The 23,055-nt window shown below is 67.9% G+C and carries 20 protein-coding genes; 9 read left to right on the top strand and 11 right to left on the bottom strand.

Features of this window, described 5'->3' with window-relative positions; genetic code table 11:
- Positions 1-262 precede the first annotated feature (262 nt).
- Positions 263-841, top strand: a complete 579-nt coding sequence (locus AC3AP7_RS04980) for a DJ-1/PfpI family protein (protein ID WP_475764765.1) — start codon at positions 263-265, stop codon at positions 839-841.
- A gap of 323 nt (positions 842-1,164) precedes the next feature.
- Here AC3AP7_RS04980 and AC3AP7_RS04975 read toward each other — a convergent pair whose 3' ends face one another.
- A complete protein-coding gene (locus tag AC3AP7_RS04975) occupies positions 1,165-2,763 on the bottom strand; it encodes an APC family permease (RefSeq protein WP_475764766.1) in 1,599 nt (532 codons plus the stop codon).
- Between the two features lie 572 nt (positions 2,764-3,335).
- Between AC3AP7_RS04975 and AC3AP7_RS04970 the strand changes: the two genes are divergently transcribed.
- Complete coding sequence (locus AC3AP7_RS04970) at positions 3,336-4,529, top strand: porin (protein WP_475764767.1); 1,194 nt, start codon at positions 3,336-3,338, stop codon at positions 4,527-4,529.
- A gap of 128 nt (positions 4,530-4,657) precedes the next feature.
- On the opposite strand, the gene AC3AP7_RS04965 is transcribed toward AC3AP7_RS04970, so the two are convergent.
- Positions 4,658-5,380, bottom strand: a complete 723-nt coding sequence (locus AC3AP7_RS04965) for a CerR family C-terminal domain-containing protein (RefSeq protein ID WP_475764768.1) — start codon at positions 5,378-5,380, stop codon at positions 4,658-4,660.
- A 115-nt stretch (positions 5,381-5,495) separates the two neighbouring features.
- On the opposite strand from AC3AP7_RS04965, the gene AC3AP7_RS04960 reads away from it, so the two are divergent.
- The 4 genes from AC3AP7_RS04960 to AC3AP7_RS04945 all read left to right on the top strand — a co-directional run bounded on the left by AC3AP7_RS04960 (position 5,496) and on the right by AC3AP7_RS04945 (position 12,270).
- Positions 5,496-6,632, top strand: coding sequence for an HlyD family secretion protein (locus AC3AP7_RS04960; RefSeq protein WP_475764769.1), 1,137 nt, complete (start codon positions 5,496-5,498; stop codon positions 6,630-6,632).
- Positions 6,625-8,229 (top strand): DHA2 family efflux MFS transporter permease subunit, encoded by a 1,605-nt coding sequence (locus AC3AP7_RS04955; RefSeq protein WP_475764770.1) that lies wholly within the window; start codon positions 6,625-6,627, stop codon positions 8,227-8,229. The genes AC3AP7_RS04960 and AC3AP7_RS04955 overlap by 8 nt, the downstream gene beginning before the upstream one ends.
- A gap of 27 nt (positions 8,230-8,256) precedes the next feature.
- The gene (locus AC3AP7_RS04950) at positions 8,257-9,711 is read left to right on the top strand and encodes an efflux transporter outer membrane subunit (RefSeq protein WP_475764771.1); all 1,455 of its coding nucleotides are present in this window, start codon (positions 8,257-8,259) and stop codon (positions 9,709-9,711) included.
- Positions 9,712-10,116: 405 nt separating this feature from the next.
- Positions 10,117-12,270, top strand: a complete 2,154-nt coding sequence (locus tag AC3AP7_RS04945) for a glycoside hydrolase family 28 protein (protein ID WP_475764772.1) — start codon at positions 10,117-10,119, stop codon at positions 12,268-12,270.
- Between the two features lie 82 nt (positions 12,271-12,352).
- Here the strand turns inward: AC3AP7_RS04945 and AC3AP7_RS04940 are convergent, their stop codons facing one another.
- From AC3AP7_RS04940 to AC3AP7_RS04900, 9 genes are all read right to left on the bottom strand, one after another.
- Complete coding sequence (locus AC3AP7_RS04940) at positions 12,353-12,706, bottom strand: RidA family protein (RefSeq protein ID WP_475764773.1); 354 nt, start codon at positions 12,704-12,706, stop codon at positions 12,353-12,355.
- Positions 12,703-13,905: an NAD(P)/FAD-dependent oxidoreductase gene (locus tag AC3AP7_RS04935; RefSeq protein ID WP_475764774.1), complete on the bottom strand. Its 1,203-nt coding sequence runs from the start codon at positions 13,903-13,905 to the stop codon at positions 12,703-12,705. Before AC3AP7_RS04935 ends, AC3AP7_RS04940 begins: the two co-directional genes overlap by 4 nt.
- On the bottom strand, positions 13,902-15,284 hold the full coding sequence (locus AC3AP7_RS04930) for an FAD-dependent oxidoreductase (protein WP_475764775.1): 1,383 nt from the start codon (positions 15,282-15,284) through the stop codon (positions 13,902-13,904). The genes AC3AP7_RS04935 and AC3AP7_RS04930 overlap by 4 nt, the downstream gene beginning before the upstream one ends.
- Positions 15,274-15,615, bottom strand: coding sequence for a (2Fe-2S)-binding protein (locus tag AC3AP7_RS04925; RefSeq protein ID WP_475764776.1), 342 nt, complete (start codon positions 15,613-15,615; stop codon positions 15,274-15,276). Before AC3AP7_RS04925 ends, AC3AP7_RS04930 begins: the two co-directional genes overlap by 11 nt.
- A complete protein-coding gene (locus AC3AP7_RS04920) occupies positions 15,605-16,735 on the bottom strand; it encodes an NAD(P)/FAD-dependent oxidoreductase (RefSeq protein WP_475764777.1) in 1,131 nt (376 codons plus the stop codon). Before AC3AP7_RS04920 ends, AC3AP7_RS04925 begins: the two co-directional genes overlap by 11 nt.
- 85 nt (positions 16,736-16,820) lie before the next feature.
- The gene (locus AC3AP7_RS04915; protein ID WP_475767767.1) at positions 16,821-17,615 is read right to left on the bottom strand and encodes an ABC transporter permease; all 795 of its coding nucleotides are present in this window, start codon (positions 17,613-17,615) and stop codon (positions 16,821-16,823) included.
- 13 nt (positions 17,616-17,628) lie between these two features.
- Complete coding sequence (locus AC3AP7_RS04910) at positions 17,629-18,528, bottom strand: ABC transporter permease (protein WP_475764778.1); 900 nt, start codon at positions 18,526-18,528, stop codon at positions 17,629-17,631.
- Positions 18,521-19,588, bottom strand: a complete 1,068-nt coding sequence (locus AC3AP7_RS04905; RefSeq protein WP_475764779.1) for an ABC transporter ATP-binding protein — start codon at positions 19,586-19,588, stop codon at positions 18,521-18,523. Before AC3AP7_RS04905 ends, AC3AP7_RS04910 begins: the two co-directional genes overlap by 8 nt.
- A gap of 9 nt (positions 19,589-19,597) precedes the next feature.
- Positions 19,598-20,635 (bottom strand): ABC transporter substrate-binding protein, encoded by a 1,038-nt coding sequence (locus AC3AP7_RS04900; RefSeq protein ID WP_475764780.1) that lies wholly within the window; start codon positions 20,633-20,635, stop codon positions 19,598-19,600.
- Positions 20,636-20,840: 205 nt separating this feature from the next.
- Here AC3AP7_RS04900 and AC3AP7_RS04895 point away from each other — a divergent pair, with 205 nt between their 5' ends.
- From AC3AP7_RS04895 to AC3AP7_RS04885, 3 genes are all read left to right on the top strand, one after another.
- On the top strand, positions 20,841-21,749 hold the full coding sequence (locus tag AC3AP7_RS04895; protein ID WP_475764781.1) for a LysR substrate-binding domain-containing protein: 909 nt from the start codon (positions 20,841-20,843) through the stop codon (positions 21,747-21,749).
- 142 nt (positions 21,750-21,891) lie between these two features.
- Positions 21,892-22,446, top strand: a complete 555-nt coding sequence (locus AC3AP7_RS04890; RefSeq protein WP_475764782.1) for a hypothetical protein — start codon at positions 21,892-21,894, stop codon at positions 22,444-22,446.
- Positions 22,443-22,844 (top strand): hypothetical protein, encoded by a 402-nt coding sequence (locus tag AC3AP7_RS04885; RefSeq protein ID WP_475764783.1) that lies wholly within the window; start codon positions 22,443-22,445, stop codon positions 22,842-22,844. Before AC3AP7_RS04890 ends, AC3AP7_RS04885 begins: the two co-directional genes overlap by 4 nt.
- Positions 22,845-23,055 lie beyond the last annotated feature (211 nt).

Here is a 23,055-nt window from a genome sequence, read left to right as displayed (position 1 = left end):
TGCGGCGCACGAGATGCCGCACCACTCCTTGCAACGCGGAGGCGGACGGCATGACCCGGTTTCCTGACACGCATCGTGCGCACCGGTGCTCGCGAGACGCATGCTGCCGCGCGTCGCCCACATCGCGATCCGCGCGATGCGCGCGAGCGGCACCGGACGCATACCGCACCGGCTGACGCCGTCCCGTCGCATCCGGCCCCGCCTCCTCCACCGCGCGGACTGTCGCTTCCCCACTCACCCACTCACTCTGGAGAGCATCCTCATGGCAAAGAACATTCTCGTACTGGCTGGCGATTTCGTGGAGGACTACGAACTGGTTGTACCGGTTCAGGCGCTCGGCGCGGTCGGCCACGTCGTGCACGTGGTCACGCCGGACAAGAAGGCGGGCGACACGATCCGCACGGCCATTCATGACTTCGAGGGCGATCAGACCTACACCGAAAAGCGCGGCCACAACTTCACGCTGAATGCGGACTTCGCGTCCGCCGACCCCGCCGCCTACGACGCCCTGCTGATTCCCGGCGGCCGCTCTCCCGAGTACCTGCGTCTGAACCCGCGCGTGCTGGCGATCGTCCGTGCGTTTGCGGAGAGCGGCAAGCCGATCGCGTCGGTCTGCCACGGCGCGCAGATTCTTGCCGCCGCCGGCGTGATCGCGGGCCGCAAGATTTCGGCGTATCCCGCGGTCGCGCCCGAAGTACGGCTGGCGGGCGGCGAATATGTCGAGCTGGCCTGGCCCGACGCGATCACCGACGGCCCGTTCGTCACCGCGCCCGCGTGGACCGCGCACAGCAACTGGCTCGCCCAGTTCCTCGTGCTGCTCGGCACGCGCATTTCGCTCTGACCGCGAGGCCGGCGTGGTGAAACGGATCCCTGCGAGAATTCGCGGCGCCGGTCTCGGCCGCCCGCTTGCGGTCTACGCGAATGCATTCGGCCGGTCGATCAGCCGCCGGCCGGCTTGCGACAATTTCTCGCTGTAAAAGACCCGCGCGGTCTGCCGGTGGCCGCTGTGCAAACCAACGGCCCGCCAACGACGAGGCCATTCGCGACCGGGTATACCGGCAACCGGAAGCGCCGCAAGAGGCGGCGGGCGCGCCCGCGCCTTCCGCGCGCGTCTCGTGCACGGCGCCGGCGACGCGCGACGGGCCACCGCGCAGCGCGCGCTCGTCAGACCGACTCGAACGCCCACTCCTTGCTGGCGACGGGGTCCTTTCGCTCATCCAGATACGGGCTGCGATAGCCGGAGTGCACGCCCCAGTAGTAGAACCCGAGCGCGACCACGATCACCACGCCCATATCCCACCCGTACGGCAGCACGCCGCGCCCGCCGAACTGCGTGCTGCCGATCAGCGAGAGCACCGCCATCACCGGCAGATACGCCACCAGCCACCACGCCGCCTTCAGGTCCCTGCCCCACCCCGCAAACCCCGACTTCGCCTGGAAGTAGAAGTACACCGGCAGCGCCACGACCATCAGCAGGATGATCTCCCCCGTCAGCGGCCACTTCGCCCAGTACAGCACCAGCGACGCGCACACGAACGCAAACGGCGCGATCACCTTCATCCCCGCAATGCGCAGCGGCCGCTCCAGGTCCGTCGCCGCCCGCCGCAGCGACATCAGGCTGATCGGCCCCGTCAGGTACGAGATCACCGTCGCCACCGAAATCACCGCCGCCAGCGAACTCCACCCCCGGAAGAAAAACAGGAAAATGAACGACACCAGCAGGTTGAACCACATCGCCTGGCGCGGCACCCCGTACAGCGGATGCACCGCGCCGAAAATCTTCGGCATCGTGTGGTTGCGCTCCATCGCGTAGATCATCCGCGTGGTCGTCGCCATGTACGTCGTGCCCGTGCCGCTCGGGCTCACGAACGCATCCACGTACAGCAGGAACGCCAGCCAGTTCAGGTTCAGCGCCAGCGCCAGCTCCGCAAACGGCGACTTGAAGTTGAAGTGGCTCCACCCCTTCGCCACCTCCGCCGGATTCACCGCCCCCAGATACGCCACCTGCAGCAGCACGTAGATCACCAGCGCCAGCAGGATCGAGCCGATCACCGCAACCGGCACGCTGCGCGCCGGATTGCGCGCCTCCCCCGCCAGGTTCACCGGACTCTGGAACCCGTTGAACGCAAACACGATCCCGCTCGTCGCCACCGCCGTGAACACCGCCGACCACCCGTACGGCGCAAAGCTCGACGCGTCGCCGAAGTTCTCGTGATGAAAACCCGCCGACATCAGCCCCGCGATCGTCGCCGCCGGAATCACGAACTTGAACACCGTGATCGTCGTGTTCGCCCGCGCAAACAGCTTCACCCCCCAGTAGTTCAGCAGGAAGTACACGATCACCAGCAGCGCCGAGAGCAGCAGCCCGTGCGTCGTCAGCGACCCGTCGACGAACAGCGCATGCGCCCACGGATACGGCCACGTGCTCATGTACTGGATCGACGCCTCCGCCTCGATCGGAATCACCGACACGATCGCAATCCAGTTCGCCCACGCGCTGACGAACCCCACCAGCGCCCCGTGCGAGTAGCGCGCGTAACGCACCATCCCGCCCGACTCCGGGAACATCGCCCCCAGCTCCGCATACGTCAGCGCGATCGCCAGGATCACCACCGCCCCGATCATCCACGCACAGATCGCCGCCGGACCCGCGATCTTCGCCGCCTTCCATGCACCGAACAGCCAGCCCGACCCGATGATCGAACCCAGCCCGGTCAGCATCAGCGCGAACGGGCCAATGTTTCGTTGTATTGATTGATTCACGTTGTCTCCTACGATAGGGATACCGCAACCGGCGACAGGCGGGGTGCACCCGCGACCTGGTGTGGGCGCTGCGCGCGCCGTCAGCGCCGACGGCCCGCGTGCCTGCTTGCCTGCTTGCCTGCTTGTGTGATGCGTTGTCGAGGCGGGGGGTCGGAAGCAAGGACCTGTCGACTGCGGAGACGCGATGATGAAGGGACGCCCCCGGATCGTCTAATGCCATGTCGGCATGACCTTATACAAAAAACGCATAACGTAGAAAAAGAGGTTGATGGAGGCCGCTCGGGCGCCCGCCCCCCGGGTGCAGCGACACCGTGCCGTCACCGCATCTTTAACAATTGCGCATCGAGCGGCCGGCACGACGCGCGACGGGGGTCGTCGCTCCTGGAGCAATGCATGTCGCAATTTGGAAGATCCGGCGAAATATGGACCTTTAGTGTCATCGATACGCGCGGACACCGGCTCATTGCCGTCAACGCGCGCGGTTCCAGCGTAAAGGCACCCGGCATGCGGCGCGGCCAGCAAGGCGCGCGGGCGCGCCGGGCGACAGGCTCATAACGAAATAAGAGGACGACTTGAATCATTCCCATCGTGTACCGTCACGCAGCCCGCTCTCGTACGCACTGCTGCGTCTGGGCATCGCCGTGGCAGCGGCCATTCCGTGCGCGAGTCATGCGCAGAGCAGCGTCACGCTGTACGGCGTCATCGACACGTCGCTCGGCTACGTCACCAATGCCGGCGTGACGAGCACCGCGCACCGGATCGGCTTCGTCAACAGCAACATCCAGTCGAGCGGCTTCGGGCTCAAGGGCACCGAAGATCTCGGCGGCGGCCTCTCGGCGATCTTCGACCTGCAGAGCATCATCGTGCCGAGTTCCGGGGCGCTCGCCGAGTCGAACAATCTCTTCAGCCTGCAATCGTGGGTCGGACTCGCGTCGAAGACGTACGGGACGCTGACCTTCGGCCGGCAATACGACCCGATTACGGACCTGCTGGAGCCGCTGACCGCCGACATCGACTTCGGCGCGCTGGTCGCCACGGTCGGCAACGTCGACAACTACGACGCGTTGCTGCACATCAACAACTCGATCAAGTATGCGAGCCCGACGCTCGGCGGCTTCAATTTCGAAGCGATGGCGTCGCTGAACGGCGTGGCCGGTTCGGTATCGGCGGGCAGCGTCTACAGCGCGGCCGCATCGTACACGAACGGCGGCCTGTCGCTCGCGGGCGGCTATATCGTCAACCGGGTCGACAACCAGGTCGCGCTGAACGGCAGCGTGACGTCGTCCACGAGCGCCGATGGCCTCAACTACGATAACCCGGTCGTCCAGTTCACGAACATCCGCTCCAACGAAATCGGCCGCGTCGGCGGTCAGTACGCGTTCGGCAATGTCATCGTCGGCGCCGCGTACAGCAACTCGCGCTTCCATCAGTTCGACACCAGCGCGACGCTCAACTTCAATAGCGGCTCGGCCTTCGTTCACTACATGGCGGGTCCGACGCTGGGTCTGCTGGCGGGCTACAACTTCACCCGCGCGAGCGGCAGCGGCGCCGGCGCGAACTACAACCAGATCTCGCTCGCATCGGACTACTTCCTGTCCGCCCAGACCGACCTCTACGTATCGACGGTGTACCAGCACGCGAGCGGCAACACGCTGAGCGATGCGGGCGCGCTCGTGCCGGCCACCGCCTCGATCGGGGATGAAGGGTTCTACGGCACCGGGCAGTCGCAGTTCCTTGCCGTGGTCGGCATGCGGCATCGCTTCTGACGACCAGGAGTGTCGCGTTCGCGCAGGCCTTCCCCTGCTGCGAACACGCCCGCCGCGCGACGGCTTCCGGCGGCGCGCGGCGGCGACATGACCGGGCCCGGCATCGCCGGGCGCCGGCTTGCCTGCCCCTAGCGCGACCGGCCCGCCTTGCGCGCCTCGCGCCGCCAATGCGCGAGCAGCACACGCGTCTGCTCGCCGATGCAGGCCTTCAGATACGCAATCCGCTCGCCGTCGATCTCGCTCCAGCCGAGCATCGACAACGTCGATTCCCGCGCGAAGTGAAACGGCATGAATTGCCCGAAGAGACTGAACATCCGCACCGCGGCGAGCGGATCGTCCTCGGGTAGCCCGGTAATGCGGGCGATCATCGCGATGCTCACGCGATTCAGCGGTTCGCGCACGCGCGCGCGCAGGATCTGCGAGCCGATCGCCGGCTCGCCGCCGCTCTGCTCGCGCGTGAGGAACAGCCGCTTGTCCGGCATGCTCCCCTTCCTGAACATCACCCCGGCGACCGCGCCCTGCAGGTCCACGAAGGCGTCGATCAGTTCGTCGATCGCGCCGTCGTGTTCGAGCGCCGCGCGGCAGCGCGCGATCTGCGGCTCGAACGCGCCCCAGGCCTCGTCGGCAAGCGACTCGGCGCACGCCCGGTAGAGCCCTTCCTTGTTCTCGAAGTAGTACTGCAGCGCCGGCGCGTTCACGCCGGCCCGCGCGGCGATGTCGCGCGTCGATGCGCCCGCGAAGCCATGCTGCCCAAACAGGGAGATCGCTGCCTCGATGATCTTGCGGCGCGTTTCGTCGCCGCGCGCATAGCCGCCTTCGGGTGGGCGGCGGGGTCGTCGGATTTCGTTCATGGGGTTCCCGCATGCTGATCTTTCAAAATATATCACTTGACAGAAGTTTTCCGGATGGAATATTTTCCGCTCGGAATACTTTTTCCATCCGGAATAATTTGAGGTTTTCACGATCATGTCGACGACAGCAGGGACACCCGGGCGCGCCGCCGCGGACGAAGCAGCCCGCCCGGAACGACGCGGCTCACGACGTTTCATCCTGATGGCGCTCGGCGCGGCCGTGCTCATCGGCGCGGGCATCGGGCTCGGGCACTGGTGGCTCGTCGGCCGCTTCATCGAAAGCACGGACGACGCATATCTCGCAGCGGACAGCGTCACCGTCGCGCCGAAGGTCAGCGGCTACGTGGCCGACGTCTACGTCGCCGACAACCAGGCCGTCACGGCCGGCGCGCCGCTCGTCAGGCTGGACACCCGCCAGTACCAGGCCGCGCTCGCGCAGGCCGACGCCACCGTCGACGCGCGCGCGGCCGACGTCCAGCAGGCGCTCGCGCAACTCGCGCAGCAACGCGCGAACATCGCGCAGGCGCAAGCGCAGGAACAGGTGGCGCGCGTGAGCCTGCGCCACGCACAGGACGAGGTCAACCGGTACGCGCCGCTCGCGGCAACCGGCGCGGAAACCAACGAGCGTCTCGCAGAACTCAGGAGTACGCGCGATCAGGATCAGGCCACGCTCGCCGCCGACCACGCGGCTGTCGCCGCCGCGCGCGCGCGGGTCGGCGCACTCGATGCGCAGCTCGGCGAGGCGCGCGCGCAGCTCGAGGCGGCGCGCGCGAGCGCCGTGCAATCGCAGCTCGATCTGCAGCATACGGTGATCCGCAGTTCGATCGCCGGCCGCGTCGGCGACCGCAGCGTGCGGGTCGGGCAGTTCGTGCAGCCGGGCACGCGCCTGCTGTCGGTGGTGCCGGTCCAGAACATCTATCTGACCGCGAACTTCAAGGAAACGCAGATCGGCCGCATGCGCCAGGGCCAGCCGGTCGAGATCGCGGTGGACGCGCTGCCCGGCCACACGCTGCACGGCGTCGTCGACAGCTTCTCGCCGGGCACCGGCTCGCAGTTCGCGCTGCTGCCGGCCGACAACGCGACGGGCAACTTCACGAAGATCGTGCAGCGCGTGCCCGTGCGCATCCGCCTCGAAACGGGGCCGCGCACCCGCAGCGTGCTGCTGCCGGGCATGTCGGTCACCGTCGACGTGGACACACGTTCCGCGCGCGAGGACGAGCGCCGCATCGACGCCGAGAACCGCCGTGAGTAGCCGCGCGCCGACCCGCGCGGCGCTTGCCGCGCCCGCGCATCCGCACGGCGGGCGCGCCACGACGGCCGACTGGATCGCGGTCGCCGCGGGCGCGCTCGGCGCACTCGTTGCGACGCTCGACATTTCGATCACGAATTCGGCGCTGCCGCAGATTCAGGGCGAAATCGGCGCGACCGGCACCGAGGGCACGTGGATCTCCACCGCGTACCTGATGTCGGAGATCGTGATGATCCCGCTCGCCGCGTGGCTCACGCGCGTCTTCGGGCTGCGCAATTTCCTGCTCGCGAATGCCGGGCTGTTCATCCTCTTCTCGATGACCTGCGGCTGGTCGAACTCGCTGGGCCTCATGATCGCCGGGCGCATCGGCCAGGGCTTCACCGGCGGCGCGATGATTCCCACCGCGCAGACGATCATCCGCACGCGGCTGCCCCCGTCGCAGATGGCCGTCGGCATGACGGTATTCGGCCTCACCGCGCTGCTCGGGCCGCTGCTCGGGCCGGTGATCGGCGGCTGGCTCGCGGAGAACATCAGCTGGAGCTGGTGCTTCTTCGTCAACCTGCCGGTGTGCCTCACGCTGATCACGCTGCTGCTGGCCGGCCTCGAACCGGATCGCCCGCACTGGGAAGCGTTTTTCAACGCGGACTGGGTCGGCATCGTCGGGCTCGCGCTCGGACTGAGCTCGCTCACGGTCGTGCTCGAAGAAGGCCAGCGCGAGCGCTGGTTCGATTCGGACATGATCGTCTCGCTCACGTGGGTCGCGCTCGCCGGCATGACGCTGATCGCGATCGCGCAGTTCACCGCGAAAAAGCCGATCCTGCGCCTCGCGCTGATGCGCAACGCGCGCTATGCGAGCGTGAACGTCATCGTGTTCGTGGTCGGCGCCGGCCTCTACGGCATTTCGTATCTGCTGCCGCAGTTTCTCGCCCAGGTCGCCGGCTACAACGCGCAGCAGTCCGGCGAGGTGATGCTGCTGTCGGGCCTGCCCGCGATGCTGACCATGCCGCTCCTGCCGAGACTGCTCGACCGGGTCGACATCCGCGCGCTCGTCGTGCTCGGGCTGCTGTTCTTCGCCTGCAGCTGCATGCTGGACACGACGCTCACCGCGCAGAGCACCGGCCACGACTTCACGTGGTCCCAGCTGATTCGCGGCGTCGGGCAGATCCTCGCGATGATGCCGCTCAACCAGGCGGCGATGGCCGCCGTCTCGCGCGAGGAGTCGGGTGACGCAGCCGGGCTGTACAACATGGCGCGCAATCTCGGCGGCTCCGTGGGGCTGGCGATCATCGGCACGCTGATCGACCGGCGCGAGGCGCTGCACACCGCGCTGCTGCGCGATTCGATCACGCACAACTCGCTGATCGGCGCGGCGCGCATCGATGCGAGCGCCGCGCAGTTCTTCACGCAAAGCGGCGACCTCGCGTATGCGAAGCTGCAGGCGCTCGGCCAGCTCGCCGCGCAGATCCAGATGCAGTCGACCGTTATCACGTATGCCGAAACATTCTGGCTGCTCGGCCTCGCACTGCTGGCGTGCATCCCGCTCGCGTTCCTGCTGCGCACGCCGCAGCGCGGCGCACGCGCGTCCTCCGCCGGCCACTGACGCCACCGAAGCTTTCCTTCCCACGACATGAACGCCTTCCGCCCTTTTCGCCTCCTCCCCTGCGCGCTGGCCGCGGCGCTCGCCGCCTGCACGGTCGGGCCCGACTACCATGGCGCGCCCGCTGTCGCGACCGCGGCGACCCACGCAGCGACGTTCGTGCGCATGCCGGCAACGGGCATCGCGACCGCGCCCGCGCCGAGCGCGTGGTGGCGCGCGCTCGGCGACCCGCAACTGGACGCGCTGATCGCGCGCGCCTTTGCCTACAACCCCGACCTGCGCGCCGCGCAGGCGCGGCTGCGCGAAGCGCGCGCGCAACTGCGCCAGCAAAGCGCGGCGGAACTGCCGAAGCTCTCAGCCGATGCGGCGGCGCTGCGCATGCGCGAGCCCGACCTGAGCGCGCTGTCGGCGCTCGATTCGTCGGCCGCGTCATCGGGCGGCGGCCCGCTGTCGCTCTATACGGCCGGCTTCGACGCGTCGTGGGAAATCGATCTGTTCGGCGGCACGCGCCGCGCCGTGCAGGCGGCGAGCGCCCAGGCGCAGGCGGTGGACGCCGATCTCGCGGACGCCCGGGTGTCGCTCGCCGCCGAAGTCGCGCAGGCGTACATCGACCTGCGCGACGAGCAGCAGCGGCTCGCGATTGCGCAGCGCACGGCCCGGGTGCAGCAGCAGATGCTCGCGCTGACCGAGCAGCGTCGCGCGGGCGGCACGGCCGCGGACGTCGACGTCGAGCGCCTGACCACCCAGGTCGAAACGACGCGCGCGACGCTCATGCCGCTCGCGGCGCAGATCGACATCGCGCTGGACCAGCTCGCGGTGCTGACGGGCGACGCGCCGGGCGCGCTCGACGCGATGCTGTCGACGCCGCGCGCGCTGCCGCTGCTGCCCGCCGACGTGCGCATCGGCAACCCGGCCGCGATGCTGGCCCAGCGGCCCGACATCCGCGCGGCGGAACGCCGGCTTGCGGCCAGCAACGCGCAGATCGGCGAGCACATCGCCGACTTCTTCCCGAAGCTCACGCTCTACGGCGATCTCAGCTACTCGGCGAGCGACCCCGGCCACCTGCTGCGCCGGGACAATGCGACGTGGCTTGCGGTGCCCTATCTGTCGTGGAACGTGCTCGACTTCGGGCGTACGCTCGGCGCCGTGCATGGCGCCGAGGCCTCGCGCGACGAGGCGCAGGCCGACTACGAGAAAACCGTGCTCGGCGCGCTGCAGGACGCCAATGACGGCCTGTCGCGCTTCGGCTATCAGCGCGCGCATCTCGTCACGCTGCAGAAGGTCCTCGCATCCGCGCAACGCTCCGCGGACCTGACGCGGCAGCGCTATCGCGCGGGCACGGCGAGCCTCGTCGATCTGCTCGACACCCAGCGCGAGGAGTTCGACGCGCAGCAGAACGTGATCTCCGGCAAGGCCGAGTTGCTGAAGGACTTCGTGTCGCTGCAAAAGAGCCTCGGGCTCGGCTGGCAATCCGCGCGGGGCTAACGCCCTGGCCGCCCGCACACGCTGCGGGCGGCGCGGCGCGCCCGCGGCGCCTGTCCGGCGCCGCACGATCGGCGACGCCCCTCCCCACCCCCTCCTCATGGCGAATCGCCTCACGCAGGCGCACGGGCGCCGCGCTCCGCCCTGCCACGTGTCCAGACGACCCGACTTTGTTGTCAGTCAAATATTCCTGTGCGCCACTCCTTCGATCGGTAATGACAGCGCCTTTCGTGAGGATTTCGCGATCATTTGTTCACAATTTAAACAAAAGCACGCTCGCGTTTACCATAATTGGGCATCACAAGGATTGACAACGGTTTATTTGTCTTACAACATATTTCCTGGGAAATGCGCCGGCAGACCGCGCGCGAGTCCGAGAACACAACTCAACCAGGAGACGAGTGCCTTATGACCGATCACGCCAACGATCCCCGTAACGGTGCGCCCCAGGCGCATCCGCAGTCGCCGCGCCGTCGCGCATTTCTCGTGTTCGCCGGCGCATCGGCCAGCGCCGGCCTGCTGGCCGGACTGCCCGGATGCGGCGGCACGAGCGGCAGCGTGGGCGCCGCCACCACCGGCGGCACGGGCACGACGCCTTCCGCCGCCTCCTCCGACCCGATCTGGGGCACCAATGGCGCGGCAACGGCCATCATCAACAAGCTCTCGAACATCACGACCTCGATGTTCATGTCGGTCGATTTTCAGGTAACGGCCTACGGTGCCCAGGCGCTGCCCGCGGCCGCGCTGATCCAGTCCACGGCCTGGCCGGGCGGAACGATTCCCTGGGTGACGGGCGGCGCCGAGCAGAGCGCGCACCCGACCAACGACCTGCAAAGCCCGGGCTCGAACGTGATGGTGCCGTGCGACTACACGGACACGAAGTACGATTCCTACGCCGCGTTCAACGCCGCGATCCGCGCGGCGAACCAGGCCGGCGGCGGCCGCGTCGTGGTGCCGGCCGGCAACTGGTACTGCGGCGGTCCGATCGTACTCCTGAGCAATGTGAACTTCCATCTGAGCTCGGGCTGCACGATCTATTTCAGCCCGAACCCGGCCGACTACGCGAAAAACGGCGCATATCCGACCGCGAACGGCAACCTCTACTGGAGCCGCTGGCAGGGCAACGACTGCCTGAATTTCGGCGCGCCGGTGTACGCGTACCAGCAGCAGAACATCGGCCTCACCGCCGACGACAACACCTGCGTGCTCAACGGCCAGGCGATGACGCCGATCCAGCTGAGCACCCAGGCGCCGACCTCGTGCTGGTGGACCTTCAAGGGTTCGAGCAACGAATACGGCTACGCGGGCTCGTCCACGCCGTCGCAAGCCTACGCGAACCCGAACAACACCGCGCTGACGAGCCTGCCCTCGTCCCAGGTCACGAACCCGCAGGCGAACGTGTCGTTCACGAACCAGGACGGCACGACGACGACGCTGATGGACCTCGTCACGGTATCGGGCTGGAACCAGGACCAGAACTATCTGCCGGCGCTCTCCGAGCTGGGCGTGCCGGTGCTGAACCGCATCTTCGGCAACGGCCACTACCTGCGGCCCTGCATGATCGAGCTGGTCGGCTGCACCAACGTGCTGCTGCAGAACTACCATACGCAGAACACGCCGTTCTGGCAGCATCATCCGGCCGACTGCACGAACCTCGTGATCGACGGCGTGTTTGCCGACAGCGTCGGCCCGAACAACGACGGCTTCGATCCGGACGCGTGCAATACCGTGCTCGTGCAGAACGTGCAGTTCAATACGGGTGACGACTGTATCGCGATCAAGTCCGGCAAGTGCCTCGACACCGAGTACGGCCCGATGCAGAACATCGTGATCCAGAACTGCACGATGCAAAGCGGGCACGGCGGCCTCACGATCGGCAGCGAAATGAGCGCGGGCGTGGAGAACGTCTACGCGCGCAACCTGACGATGCAGAACGAGAACTGGGCGAGCAATCCGCTGAACATCGCACTGCGCTTCAAGACCAACATGAACCGCGGCGGCTATATCAACAACGTGTGGATCACCGGCGTCACACTGCCCAACGGCGTGAACCTCGCGGGCGCCTACGGCGGCCACGCGCTCGGCGCGAGCTACCCCGGCGCGGTGACCGGCACGGGGCCGCTCGGTCTTGCCGGCAGCCCGTCGACCGGCCAGGGCGGACTGATCACATTCGACTGCGACTACCAGCCGAGCGGCGACGCAGTGCGCTGGAACCCCGCGACGATCAACAACGTGAACATCTCGAACGTGAGCGCGACCAACGTGTCGGGCAGCGTGTCGTACACGATGCCGTCGGGCTTCTCCGCGGGGACGAACTCGTGCTTCCAGGCGATCGTCGCGCAGGGACCGGTGGCGGCGGACTATAACGGTCCGCTGCCGGTGCCGTCGGTGCCGCCGATCACCGGCGTCACGATCTCCGACTGCAATCTCGGCACGCCGGTCTGCGTGGGACCGGCGACGACGACCACCGCCGGCCCCGTGTTCGTGGACAACACGAATGCGATCACGCTGAGCAATGTCGTGATCGGGGGCACGACGTACAACACCGCGCTGACGGGTTGACGCCGCACCGCTCGCGTGCGGCTGCGCACGCGAGCGGCCGCGCCCGGCCGGCCGCGGCAGCCGCCGGGCGTCGCCCGGCGCGTCACGCCGCCGCGGTGACGATGATCTCGACCAGAATATCCGCGGCTGCGAGCTTCGCTTCGCACGTCGCGCGCGTCGGCACGGCGTCGGCCGGAATCCACTCGGCCCACGCGGCATTCATCCCCGCGAAGTCGCGGTCGATATCCTTCAGCCAGATCTGCACTGAAAGCAGCCGCGACTTGTCCGTGCCGACGCTCGCGAGATAGCCGTCGATCTGCGCGAGCACATCGCGCGTCTGCGCGAGCACGTCGCCGCTCCGATCGGCGGCGGTCGTCCCGGCGACGTACGCAACGCCCTGATACACGACAATCCGGCTAAGGCGCGCGTTCGATTGAAACCGTTGAATCGTGGTCATGTCTGTTCCTCTTTCCCTGCGTTGAAACCGGATCGGAGTCCGGCGGATGAAGCCGCAAACCGGTCGATGGCGAACGCCCCGATCGGCAGCGCGGTATGCCCGGTCATCACCAGATCGGCCACGATGCTGCCGCCGATCGGTCCGAGCTCGAAACCATGACCGCAAAAACCAAATGCGTGGACGAGCTTCGGCATCGTGCGGCTCGGGCCCAGCACCGGAATGCCGTCCGGCATGAAGCCCTCGATTCCCGCCCACACACGATTGATCCCGACGTCGCGCAGATGCGGGAATAGATCGAGTGCGGTCCGCGCGTTGGTCGCGAGCTGCACGAAATCGACGTCGCCGCAACGCGCCTCCTGGTCGACAGTGCCGCGCAGCCCGCCGCCGATCAGCACGGTGCCGTTGTCGAACTGCTTGAACGACAGCGTGCGGCCCGCGAAGCCGACCACCGGCTCGCAGAACGGCGCGACCCGATGCGTGATCGTGAGCAGCAGCGCCACCGGCTCCTCGGGCACCGGCTCGCCCACTTGCGCGGCGAATCCGCTCGCCCATGCGCCCGCACTATTGACCACGTATTCGGCCGTGAAGCGCCGCGTGCCGGCCTCGGCTTCCCAATGCGCACCGGTGTGGCGCAGCGTATCGACGCGCGTGCGTTCGTGGATCGTCACGCCGAGCGCCTGCGCCGCGCGCCGGAATGCGGTGACCGCGCGAAACGGCAGCGCGTGACCGTCTTCGCGCACCCAGATGCCGCCCGTCACGCACGGCGCAACGCTCGGCAGCAGCTCGCGCACGGCGTGCGCATCGATCAGCACTTCATGCGTGTAGCCGAGCGCGTGCAGATGATCGACCCGCGCGCGCAGCATCGCGAGACCCGCGTCGTCGGCGGCCACTTTGAGCTGGCCGCTCGCCACGAAGCCGCCGCTGTCGCCGAGCAGTTCGGGCAGCCGATACCAGAGCGCGCGCGACGCGAGCGACAACGGAATCTCCGCATCGTGCCGGCCGAGCGTGCGCACGCCGCCCGCGTTCACCCCGGATGCGTGCCGCCCGCAATATTCGGCTTCGAGCACGGTCACGCGCGCGCCGGCGCGCGCGAGATGAAACGCGCTCGACAATCCATGCAGCCCGCCGCCGACGACCAGCACGTCGGCCCCTTGCGCGAGCCGCCGTGCGCCGGACGGCGCATGCCATGCGGCACTCATGCGTCGCGCGCCAGTTCGCCGAGCGTGATCGGCTTGATCGGCGGCCGGATCCGGTAGTAGCCGATTTCCGCGGGCGATACGCCGCGCGCGTCCGCAATCAGTTCGGTGACGGTCAGGCCGCATAGCCGCCCCTGGCACGGCCCCATCCCGCAGCGGCCGAACGACTTGGCCTGGTTCGGGCCGGTGCAGCCGAGCTTCACGTGTTCGCGCAGCGTGCCGGCGCTCACCTCTTCGCACCGGCAGACGAGGACGTGATCGTCGGTCGGCACGCGGTTTTCGGGCTTCGGCCGGTACAGCGCGTCGAGAAACGGCCGCACGCGCAGATGCGCGGCCAGTTCGCGGCGCAGCGGCGCGGCACGGCGGTCGCGCTCGGCCGCCGCGAGCCGCCCGAGCGCGGCCAGCGCCGCGAGCCCCGACAGACGCCCCTGCAGCGCGGCCGCCTGGGCGCCGCCGATGCCGCCGCCGTCGCCCGCGACAGAGATGCCGGGTACGCTCAGCGCACCCCACGCATCGGTGACGGGCACGAAGCACAACTGCGCGTCATCCCAGCGATGTTGCGCGCGCAACGACCAGCTGAACTGCGTATTCGGCACGACGCCCTGATGCAGCAGCACGAGCGGGCTCTCGATGCGCTCGCGCCGGCCGTCGATCACGAACGTCAGCGCACGCGCGGCGCGCTCCCCTTCGACCGCCAGCGAAGTCGCGCCCTGCCGCAACGGCACGCCGGCCGCGCGCAGCGCGCGCATCATCGCGAGACCTTTGCGCAGATAGCGCCAGCCGGCCAGCGCGCCGCCCAGGTGCGCGAGCGCGCGACGCCTGTCCGCCGCATCGGTGGTATCGACGATCGCGCGCACCGGCACGCCCGCGCGCACATACTGCCAGGCGAGCAGGTACAGCAGCGGACCGCAGCCGGCGAGCACGACCGGCTCGCCCGGCACCGTGTCGGCGCTTTTCAGCAGGATCTGCGCGGCGCCCGCGGTGAGCACGCCGGGCAAGGTCCAGCCGGGAATCGGAAACGGCCGTTCGAGCGCGCCCGTGCACAGAATCACCTGTTGCGCCTGCAACGATTTGACCCGGCCGTCCTGCAGATAGTGGACCGTGCGCTGCGGCGTCACCTGCCAGACCGCCGCCCCCGCTTCGTGCCGCGCGCCCGAGCGCCGGAAGGCGTCGAGCAGCGCGCCGCCCGCCGCGTAGTCGGGCCCGAGAATCTCCAGCCGGCGCTGCGGCGCCTGGGCAATCGCGCGATAGATCTGGCCGCCGGGCGAGCCCTGCTCGTCGAGCAGCACGACGGACGCCCCGGCCTGCGCGGCGACGCTCGCCGCCGCCATCCCCGCCGGCCCCGCGCCGACGATGGCGATATCGATCCGTTCAGGCGTCATCGCGCGTCTCCTCGCCGAGGTCGAGCGCGCGCACGCCGCGCTGGGTGCGGATGCGCATGCCGTCGCGCACCTCGATCAGGCAGCTCTGCCGGTTCGGCTCGCCGTCGATCTCCATCAGGCACTCGAAGCAGACGCCCATCATGCAGTACGGCGCGCGCGGCGCACCGCTGACCGGCGTTTCGCGAAAGCAGGCGACCCCGCTCGCCAGCAGCGCCGCGGCCACGCTGCAACCGGCCGGCACCGCGAGCGACGCGCCGTCGAGTTCGATGCGCACCTGCGCGGGCGGCTGCCCCGCACGCGCCATGCGGGTAAAGAGACTGCTAGTGGGCATGATCGAAAGTCCGTTGTGGATTCAGGAAGCGGTCTCCCGCGAAAACGTCGAGCGCATCCGGCGCCGCGCCGCCGGCGATCCACGGGGCAATGCGCGACACGTGCGCGGCGGCGAGCGTCACGCCGCTGTGGCACGTCACCACGAAGGCGCCCGGATGTCCGGCCGACTGCTGATAGATCGGAAAGCCGTCCGGGCTCATCACGCGCAACGCCGCCCATGCGCGCACGAGCCGCACGCTCGCGAGCGCCGGGAACGAGCGCACCGCGCGCTGCGCAATCGTTGCGAGCACACCGGTCGTCGTCGAATCGTCGAAGCCGACGTCCTCCATCGAGTCGCCGAGCTGGATCGTGCCCTCGTCGGTCTGACGCACATACGTGGTCGGATGGTCGAGAAAGCGCGCGGTGCGCTCGCCGATCAGCACCTGCCCGCGATTCGGCTTCACCGGTGCATGCAGGCCGACCTGCGGCGCAAGCGCGGCGTTGCCGAGACCGGCCGCGAGCACGAGCTTCGGCGCCTGCCAGGTGCCGCGTGCGGTGCGCACGGTGAAGCAGCCCGCCACCGTCCCAATGCGCTCGACGCGCTCGCCGCGCACCCGCTCGACCCCCTGGCGTGCGCACGCGTCGTACAGCGCACGCAGCAGCTTCAGCGGGTTCGCATGACCGTCCATTGGCGTGTAGCTCGCGCCGAGCACTTGCGGCCCGATTCCGGGCAGCCGCGCGGCGAGCGCCGCATGATCGAGCATCTCGTACGGATACGCGCCGCCGAGCGCTTCGCGCAGCTGGCTCAGCCGCGTTTCGCGCTCGCGCCATTCGTGCTCCGAATGAAGCAGATGAAAGCCGCCGCGCTGACTGAGCTGCACGTCGACGCCGGTCTCCTCGCGCAGCGCCTCGGCAAGCTGCGGCCAGAGTCCGGCGGACTCCATGCTCCAGCGCGCGTAGCGCGGCAGGCCACCGCCTTTGCCCTGCACCCAGACGAGGCCGAAATTGCCGCGCGACGCGCGAAACGCATCGTCGCCCTCGTCGAACACGGTCACCCGCACGTCGCCGGCGCGCGCGATCCCATACGCGACCGACATGCCGACGAGGCCGCCGCCGATCACGATTACATCTGTCGAATTCATGGCCAGTAGATGAGTGTCATGTTTGCTTCGCGCTCCGTTCGCGGCGGCCGGCAGCAACCCGCCCCGCCGCGGACGAACGCGTCCCCTACCCTTTGCCGATCAGCACGCGGTCGAGCCCGACGGTGCGATCGAGCACGATCATCAGGAGCACGGTGCCGACGATCAGCAGCGTCGAGATCGACGTGACGAGCGGATCGATGTTCTGCGCGATGTCGTTGTACATCGCGACCGGCAGCGTCGTAGTGCCCGGCGTCGCGACGAACACGGTCATCGTCAGTTCGTCGAAGCTCGTGATGAACGCGAGAATCCAGCCGCCCGCGATGCCGGGCAGCAGCGCAGGCAGCACCACGCGGCGAAACGCGGTCAGGTGGTGCGCGCCGAGCGAGCGCGCGGCGCGTTCGCCGTCGCGTTCGAGGCCGGTCGCCGCCGCGAGCACGAGCCGCAGCGCGTACGGCATCACGACGATCACGTGCGTGAGCGCGAGCCAGAAAAACGAGCCGTCGAAGCCCGCGAGCGTGAAAAAGCGCAGAAACGCGACACCGAGCACGACGTACGGAATCATCAGCGGCGACATGAAAAAGCTCGTCAGCACGCCGCGCCCGGTGAACCGGTAGCGCGTCAACGCGAGCGCGGCCGGCACCGCGAGCACGACCGCGACGCTCGCGGCGAGCGCGCCGAGGCGCAGCGACAGCCACAGCGCGCTGATGAAGTCGTCGGCCTGCGCGAGCGCGCGGAACCAGCGCAGCGACAACCCGTGGGTGGGCAGCGAAATGTAGCCGAGGCTCGTGAACGACACGGCGATCACGACCACCAGCGGCGCGAGCATGAACGTGATGAACAGCCCGTGATAAAGCAGTGAAAAGCAACCGTTGCGACGCATCATGGGCCTCCGCTCAGGACTCGAACACGGCGCGAAAGCGCCGCTCGATCAACCGGTTGCAGCCGAGAATGATCGCGATGTTCGCCACCACCAGCAGCACCGCGATCGACGCGCCGAGCGGCCAGTTCAGCGTGCTCAGGAACTCGTCGTAGGTGGCGGTCGCCACGACCTTCAGGCGCCGGCCGCCGAGGATCGCCGGCGTCGCGAACGCCGAGGCCGACAGCGCGAACACGATGATGCTGCCCGACAGCACGCCGGGCAGCAGCTGCGGCAGCACGATCCGGCGAAACACCGTGAAGCGCGGCGCGCCGAGCGAGCGGCCCGCGTTCTCGATCTGCGGATCGAGCTTCTGCAGCGACGCCCACACCGAGATCACCATGAACGGCACCAGCACATGCACGAGCGCGATCGTCACGCCGGTCATCGTGAACAGCAGCTGCACCGGCGAGCGGGTCAGGTGCAGCGCGAGCAGCGCCTTGTTGATCAGCCCCTCGCGGTCCATCAGGATCGCCCAGCCGAGCGTGCGCACGACCACCGAGATCAGCAGCGGCCCGAGGATCACCAGCAGGAAGATGCTGCGCCACGGTCCCCGCATGCGTGCGATGATCAGCGTCTCCGGCACGCCGAGCACGATCGACAGCGCGGTGACGAGCAGCGCGAGCAGCGCGGTGCGCGCGAAAATCGCGTGATAGTACGGATCGGTTAGTACTTCGATGTAATTGCCGAGCGTGTACGTGGGCAGAATGCCGCGCGTGCCGTCGAACGCGTGAAACGAGAGAATCGCGATCAAAGCCATCGGCACGATCAGCAGCCCGACGAACAACAGCAGCGCAGGTGCGGCCAGCAGCCATGCCGCGCGGCTGGCGGCGCGTGCCTCGCGCGCTGCGCCTGCGTGAAGCGTCAGATCAGCCATGAGCGCGCTCCACGTCGAGAATGCGCAGATCGTCGTCGGACCACGCCAGGCCGACGCGCTCGCCCTCTTCGGGCGGCGGCGCGCCGACATTGGGCAGGCTCACGCGAAACGCGCCGAGCGTGCTGTCGACTTCGAGCATCCAGTGATTGCCGAGAAAGAGCCGCGTGCGCACCGTGGCTTCGAGCGTGCCGCCGCCGGCCTGCGCGACACGCAGCTTTTCGGGCCGCACGTAGACGCGCACGTCGCGGCCGAACTCGCGCCCCTCGTGCGGCACCTGCACCGTGCGCTCGCCGAGCTGCACGACGCAGCAGCGTCCGCGCCGCTCCAGCACCGTGCCGGAAAACGCATTGGTGCGGCCGAGGAAGGTCGATGCGAACGGCGACTGGGGCCGCTCGTAGGCATCGAACGGCGCCGCGTGCTGCACGATGCGCCCGCCGTGCATCACCGCGATCCGGTCGCTCATCGTCATCGCCTCGACCTGATCGTGCGTGACGAGGATCGTCGTAATGCCCAGCTGGCGCTGGATCGCGCGCAGTTCGATATGCATTTCCTCGCGCAGTTTCGCGTCGAGATTCGACATCGGCTCGTCGAGCAGCAGCACCTGCGGCCGCACCACCAGTGCGCGCGCAATCGCGACGCGCTGCCGCTGGCCGCCGGACAGTTCGCGCGGATAACGCCGTTCGAGCCCGTCGAGGTGCACCAGCGCGAGCGCGGCGCGAATCCGTTCGAGCCGCTCCGCGCGCGGCACGCGCCGCATTTCGAGCCCGAAGCCGACGTTGTCGGCCACGCTCATGTGCGCGAACAGCGCGTAGCTCTGGAACACCACGCCCATGTCGCGCTTCTCGGGCGCGAGCCGCGCGATGTCGCGGCCGTCGAGCAGAATGCGCCCGGCGCTCGGCACGACGAAGCCGGCGATCATCTGCAGCGTGGTCGTCTTGCCGCATCCGGACGGGCCGAGCAGCGAGACGAACTCGCCGCGCTCGACGTCGAGCGACAGCGCGTCGACCACGCGCGTGTCGCCATACTGCCTCGACAGGTTCTCAAGTCGCAGGAAGCTCATTGCCGTTGCTCAGCGCTCGACGCGCCGGTTCCACTCGTTGGTCCACTGGTCGCGTTTTGCGTTGACGACCGTCCAGTCGGTGGTCACGAGCTTCGCGATCTGCGCGTGGCCATACGGCACGGTTGCGGCAACCGCCGGCGAAAGCTGCGTGTCGCGATTCACCGGGCCCCATGCCTGAGTCTGCGCAAGCACCTGCTGGACCTGCGGGCTCAGCAGATACTGGACGAACTGCTGCGACAGCGCGGGCTGCGCGTTCTGCCTGACCGGGCAGACCGCCGTCATCAGCGCCATCGCGCCCTCCTTCGGATAGACGAAGCGGATCGGGAAGCCCGTTTTCTGGAACGTCACGACGCGGCCGCTGCCCCACACCGCGAGCATCACGTCGCCGTCCTGGAAGAGCTCGGTCATCTTGCCCGGCGACGGTTCCCAGTCGAGTACGTTCGGCGCGACCTTGCCGATGATCGCGTCGAAGCCGGGCTTGATGTCGGTCGCGCTGCCGCCGTTCAGATGCGCGAACATCAGCAGCGCCTGCAGCCCGTACGTGTTCGAGATCGGCGGCACCGCGATCTTCTGCTTCAGGCGCGGATCGGTCAGCGCTTCCCACGAATCCGGCGGCGGCAGCCCTGCCTTCCTGAACGCATCCGGGTTGTACGCAAGGCCAGTGGCGACGACGCCGAGCGCGACCGCGCTGCCGCCCATGTTCGCGAGCGGATAGAGCTGGTGATAGACCGGCGCATCGGCGAGCTTGTCGCAGAAGCCGAACTGCTCGGCCTGATACATCGGACCGTCGTCGAGCAGCACGACATTCAGCTCCTCATGCCCTTTCTGCGCCTGCAGCTTCGCGAGCGTGTCGGTCGAATTGCCCGGCACATAGACGATATGGACGTGATGCGACTTCTCGAACGCGGGGATGATGCTGTGCTCGAACGCGTCCTGCGTCGAGCCGCCGTACGAGCCGACATACAGCGTGGGGTCCGCGCAGGCAACCGATGCCGCGAGCGATGCGCCAACGGCGAGCGCGGCGGCGGCGAGCTTGATCACTTTCATTTCCTCTCCTCAACGCAGGATCGGCCGCAGCGAGGCCGACGACGTTTTCGAACACACAACGTTATGATTAAGGGAAACCCCGGATACTGCCTGATTGTTTGGGCAACGCCGAAGATAGAAGCGTCAAAAAGGCTTGTGAAATTCTTTTTTTTCCATCGACAATAATGTTTTGTTATACATCTTGGGAACGAGGAAGGACGCGACCATGAAGCTGCGCCAGCTGGAGGCGTTTCGCGCCATCATGCTCTGCCAGACGGTGACGCGCGCGAGCGAGATGCTGCACATCTCGCAGCCGGCGACCACGCGGCTGCTCGCCGACCTTGAACAATCGCTGGGCTTTTCGCTGTTCGAGCGCGTCAAGGGGCGGCTCTATCCGACGCCGGAAGCGCAGGCGCTATTCGAGGAGGTCCAGCGTTCGCTGTCGGGCATCGAGCGGATTGCGCGGGTGGCGTCGGAAATCGGCGCACTGCAGCGCGGCACGCTGCAGATCGTCGCGGCGCCGGCCATCTCGCATGCGTTCCTGCCGCAGGCGATCGCCGACTATCTGCGCACGCACAGCGAGGCGCACGTCTCGCTGCTGATGCACTCGTCGCGCTCGGTGGTGGATATGGTGGTCGGGCAGCGCTGCGATCTCGGCATCGCGATACTGTCGATGAATCACCCGAGCGCGCACGGCGAGCGGCTGATCTCGACGCGCACCGTCTGCGCGCTGCCGGCGGGACATCGGCTCGCGCGGCGCGCGACGATCCGCCCGCGCGACCTGGCGGGCGAGCGCTTCGTCGCGCATCCGCGCACGCTCGACTCGCGGCTGGAGATCGATGCGCTCTTTGCCGCGCACGGCGTCGAGCTGAACGTGCAGATCGAGACCCAGGTGTCGCACGCGATCTGCTCGTTCGTCGAAGCCGGCGCGGGCGTGTCGCTGGTCGACGCGATCACCGCGTGGGGCTATCACGGCCAGGGCGTCGTGTTTCGCCCGTTCGAGCCGGAACTGGTGATCGACTTCACGATGCTGATTCCGTCGCAACGGCCGCCGGCGCTGCTGCTGCATTCGTTTATCGAGCACGTGCGGCAGTTCGCGCGGGCGAATCTGGAGGCGTCGGTGATCGTGGCGTGACTCGCGCGCAGCGCACGCATGATCGCCGGACCGGGAATCGCGCGCGCCGATGGTAAGCTATCTCGCGTGATCCGAATCATGATGCGGCCGCCTGGCACTGGCTCGTGCGGCTTTGTCGCGCTCTGCACTGGAAAACCGCGCTATGCCCAACCTGACGATAACCGCGACACTCGAATTGACCGACGACGAGATGAACGCGTTAGCCGATACGCTTCGCTGCAAGCCGAATCAGTTGACGGCCGAACTCCGAAAATATGCGCCGGCGGCACTGCGCGAATATGTAGAGATGTTTGCGGGTCAGGCAATGACATCGGCATCGGAACTGCGCGAAGCGCGCCTCGTCGCGATTCTCCTTGCGTTGCCTGATTTCCCGTCGGATGAGACGATCGCGCGCCTGTTCAGTCTCACCCGCGTGTCGGCGCGATCGCTGCTGCGATCGACGCTTTCGCGCAACCGCATCAAGCTCAAGCCGGCGATGGACGGCGCGGCCCGAGGCTTTCTTGGCGCCTGCACGCAAGCCGACGCCGGCGGCGATTGGGAGGGACGCTGCGCGAATGCGATCACGATCGAGAGCCTGAACGGACAGCTGGCCCTGGAGCCGCGCCCACGCGAACCGATCCGTCGCAAGACGGGTACATTCGACACTTACGTGGTCGCGAATGGCTCGTTCGGCGCATTGAGGGCGCTATATCCATGAATCCCGCGGACCATCTTTCGGACGCGATCTCGGCGGCAAGCCTGGTTCTGGCGGTCTTGGCCGCGCTCTATACGCTATGGCTTGCCGACGTCAACGCGGCGCTTGCGCTTAAAGCCCGCGACGACCGCGATAATCGCGGACCGCAAATAACGCAGGTAAAGCGGGCAATCGTTTCCAAAGCGTTGCCGCTGACCGCAGTAACGATCGCCGCTTTCCTGATTCTTGCGCCACGCACGCTCGCTATCCTTCAGGAACTGGATTTACATCATGCGGATTGGGCTTTCGACGATGTGAAGGCGCTTTTCGTCCTCACCGTCATACTGCTCGCCATTCTTGCCATTGTCGCGGTGGCTCAGCTTGGTTCGCTCACGCTTAAATGGCGGGAGTTGAACAAGTGACGTCTCCTTTCCCGAGACCGTCTGTCTGCGCGCTATGCAGCTGATTCGACCGAGCCCTTCGCCGCACGCGTGCATCGGTCCCGACCGCCAGGCGCGGAAACGGGCAGAAAAAGCCGGGGGCGACCCGGGCACGAGGTTCGGGCCGGCCCGGATGCGTGCGATACCGTCCATCGGAATCGAACCGAAAGCGATGCTGACGGCGCAGGTCGGT

This window comes from Paraburkholderia sp. PAMB 6770, assembly GCF_057748135.1.
Note: the sequence above shows the minus strand (reverse complement) of the source record. Positions and strands in the feature narration are given on the sequence as shown.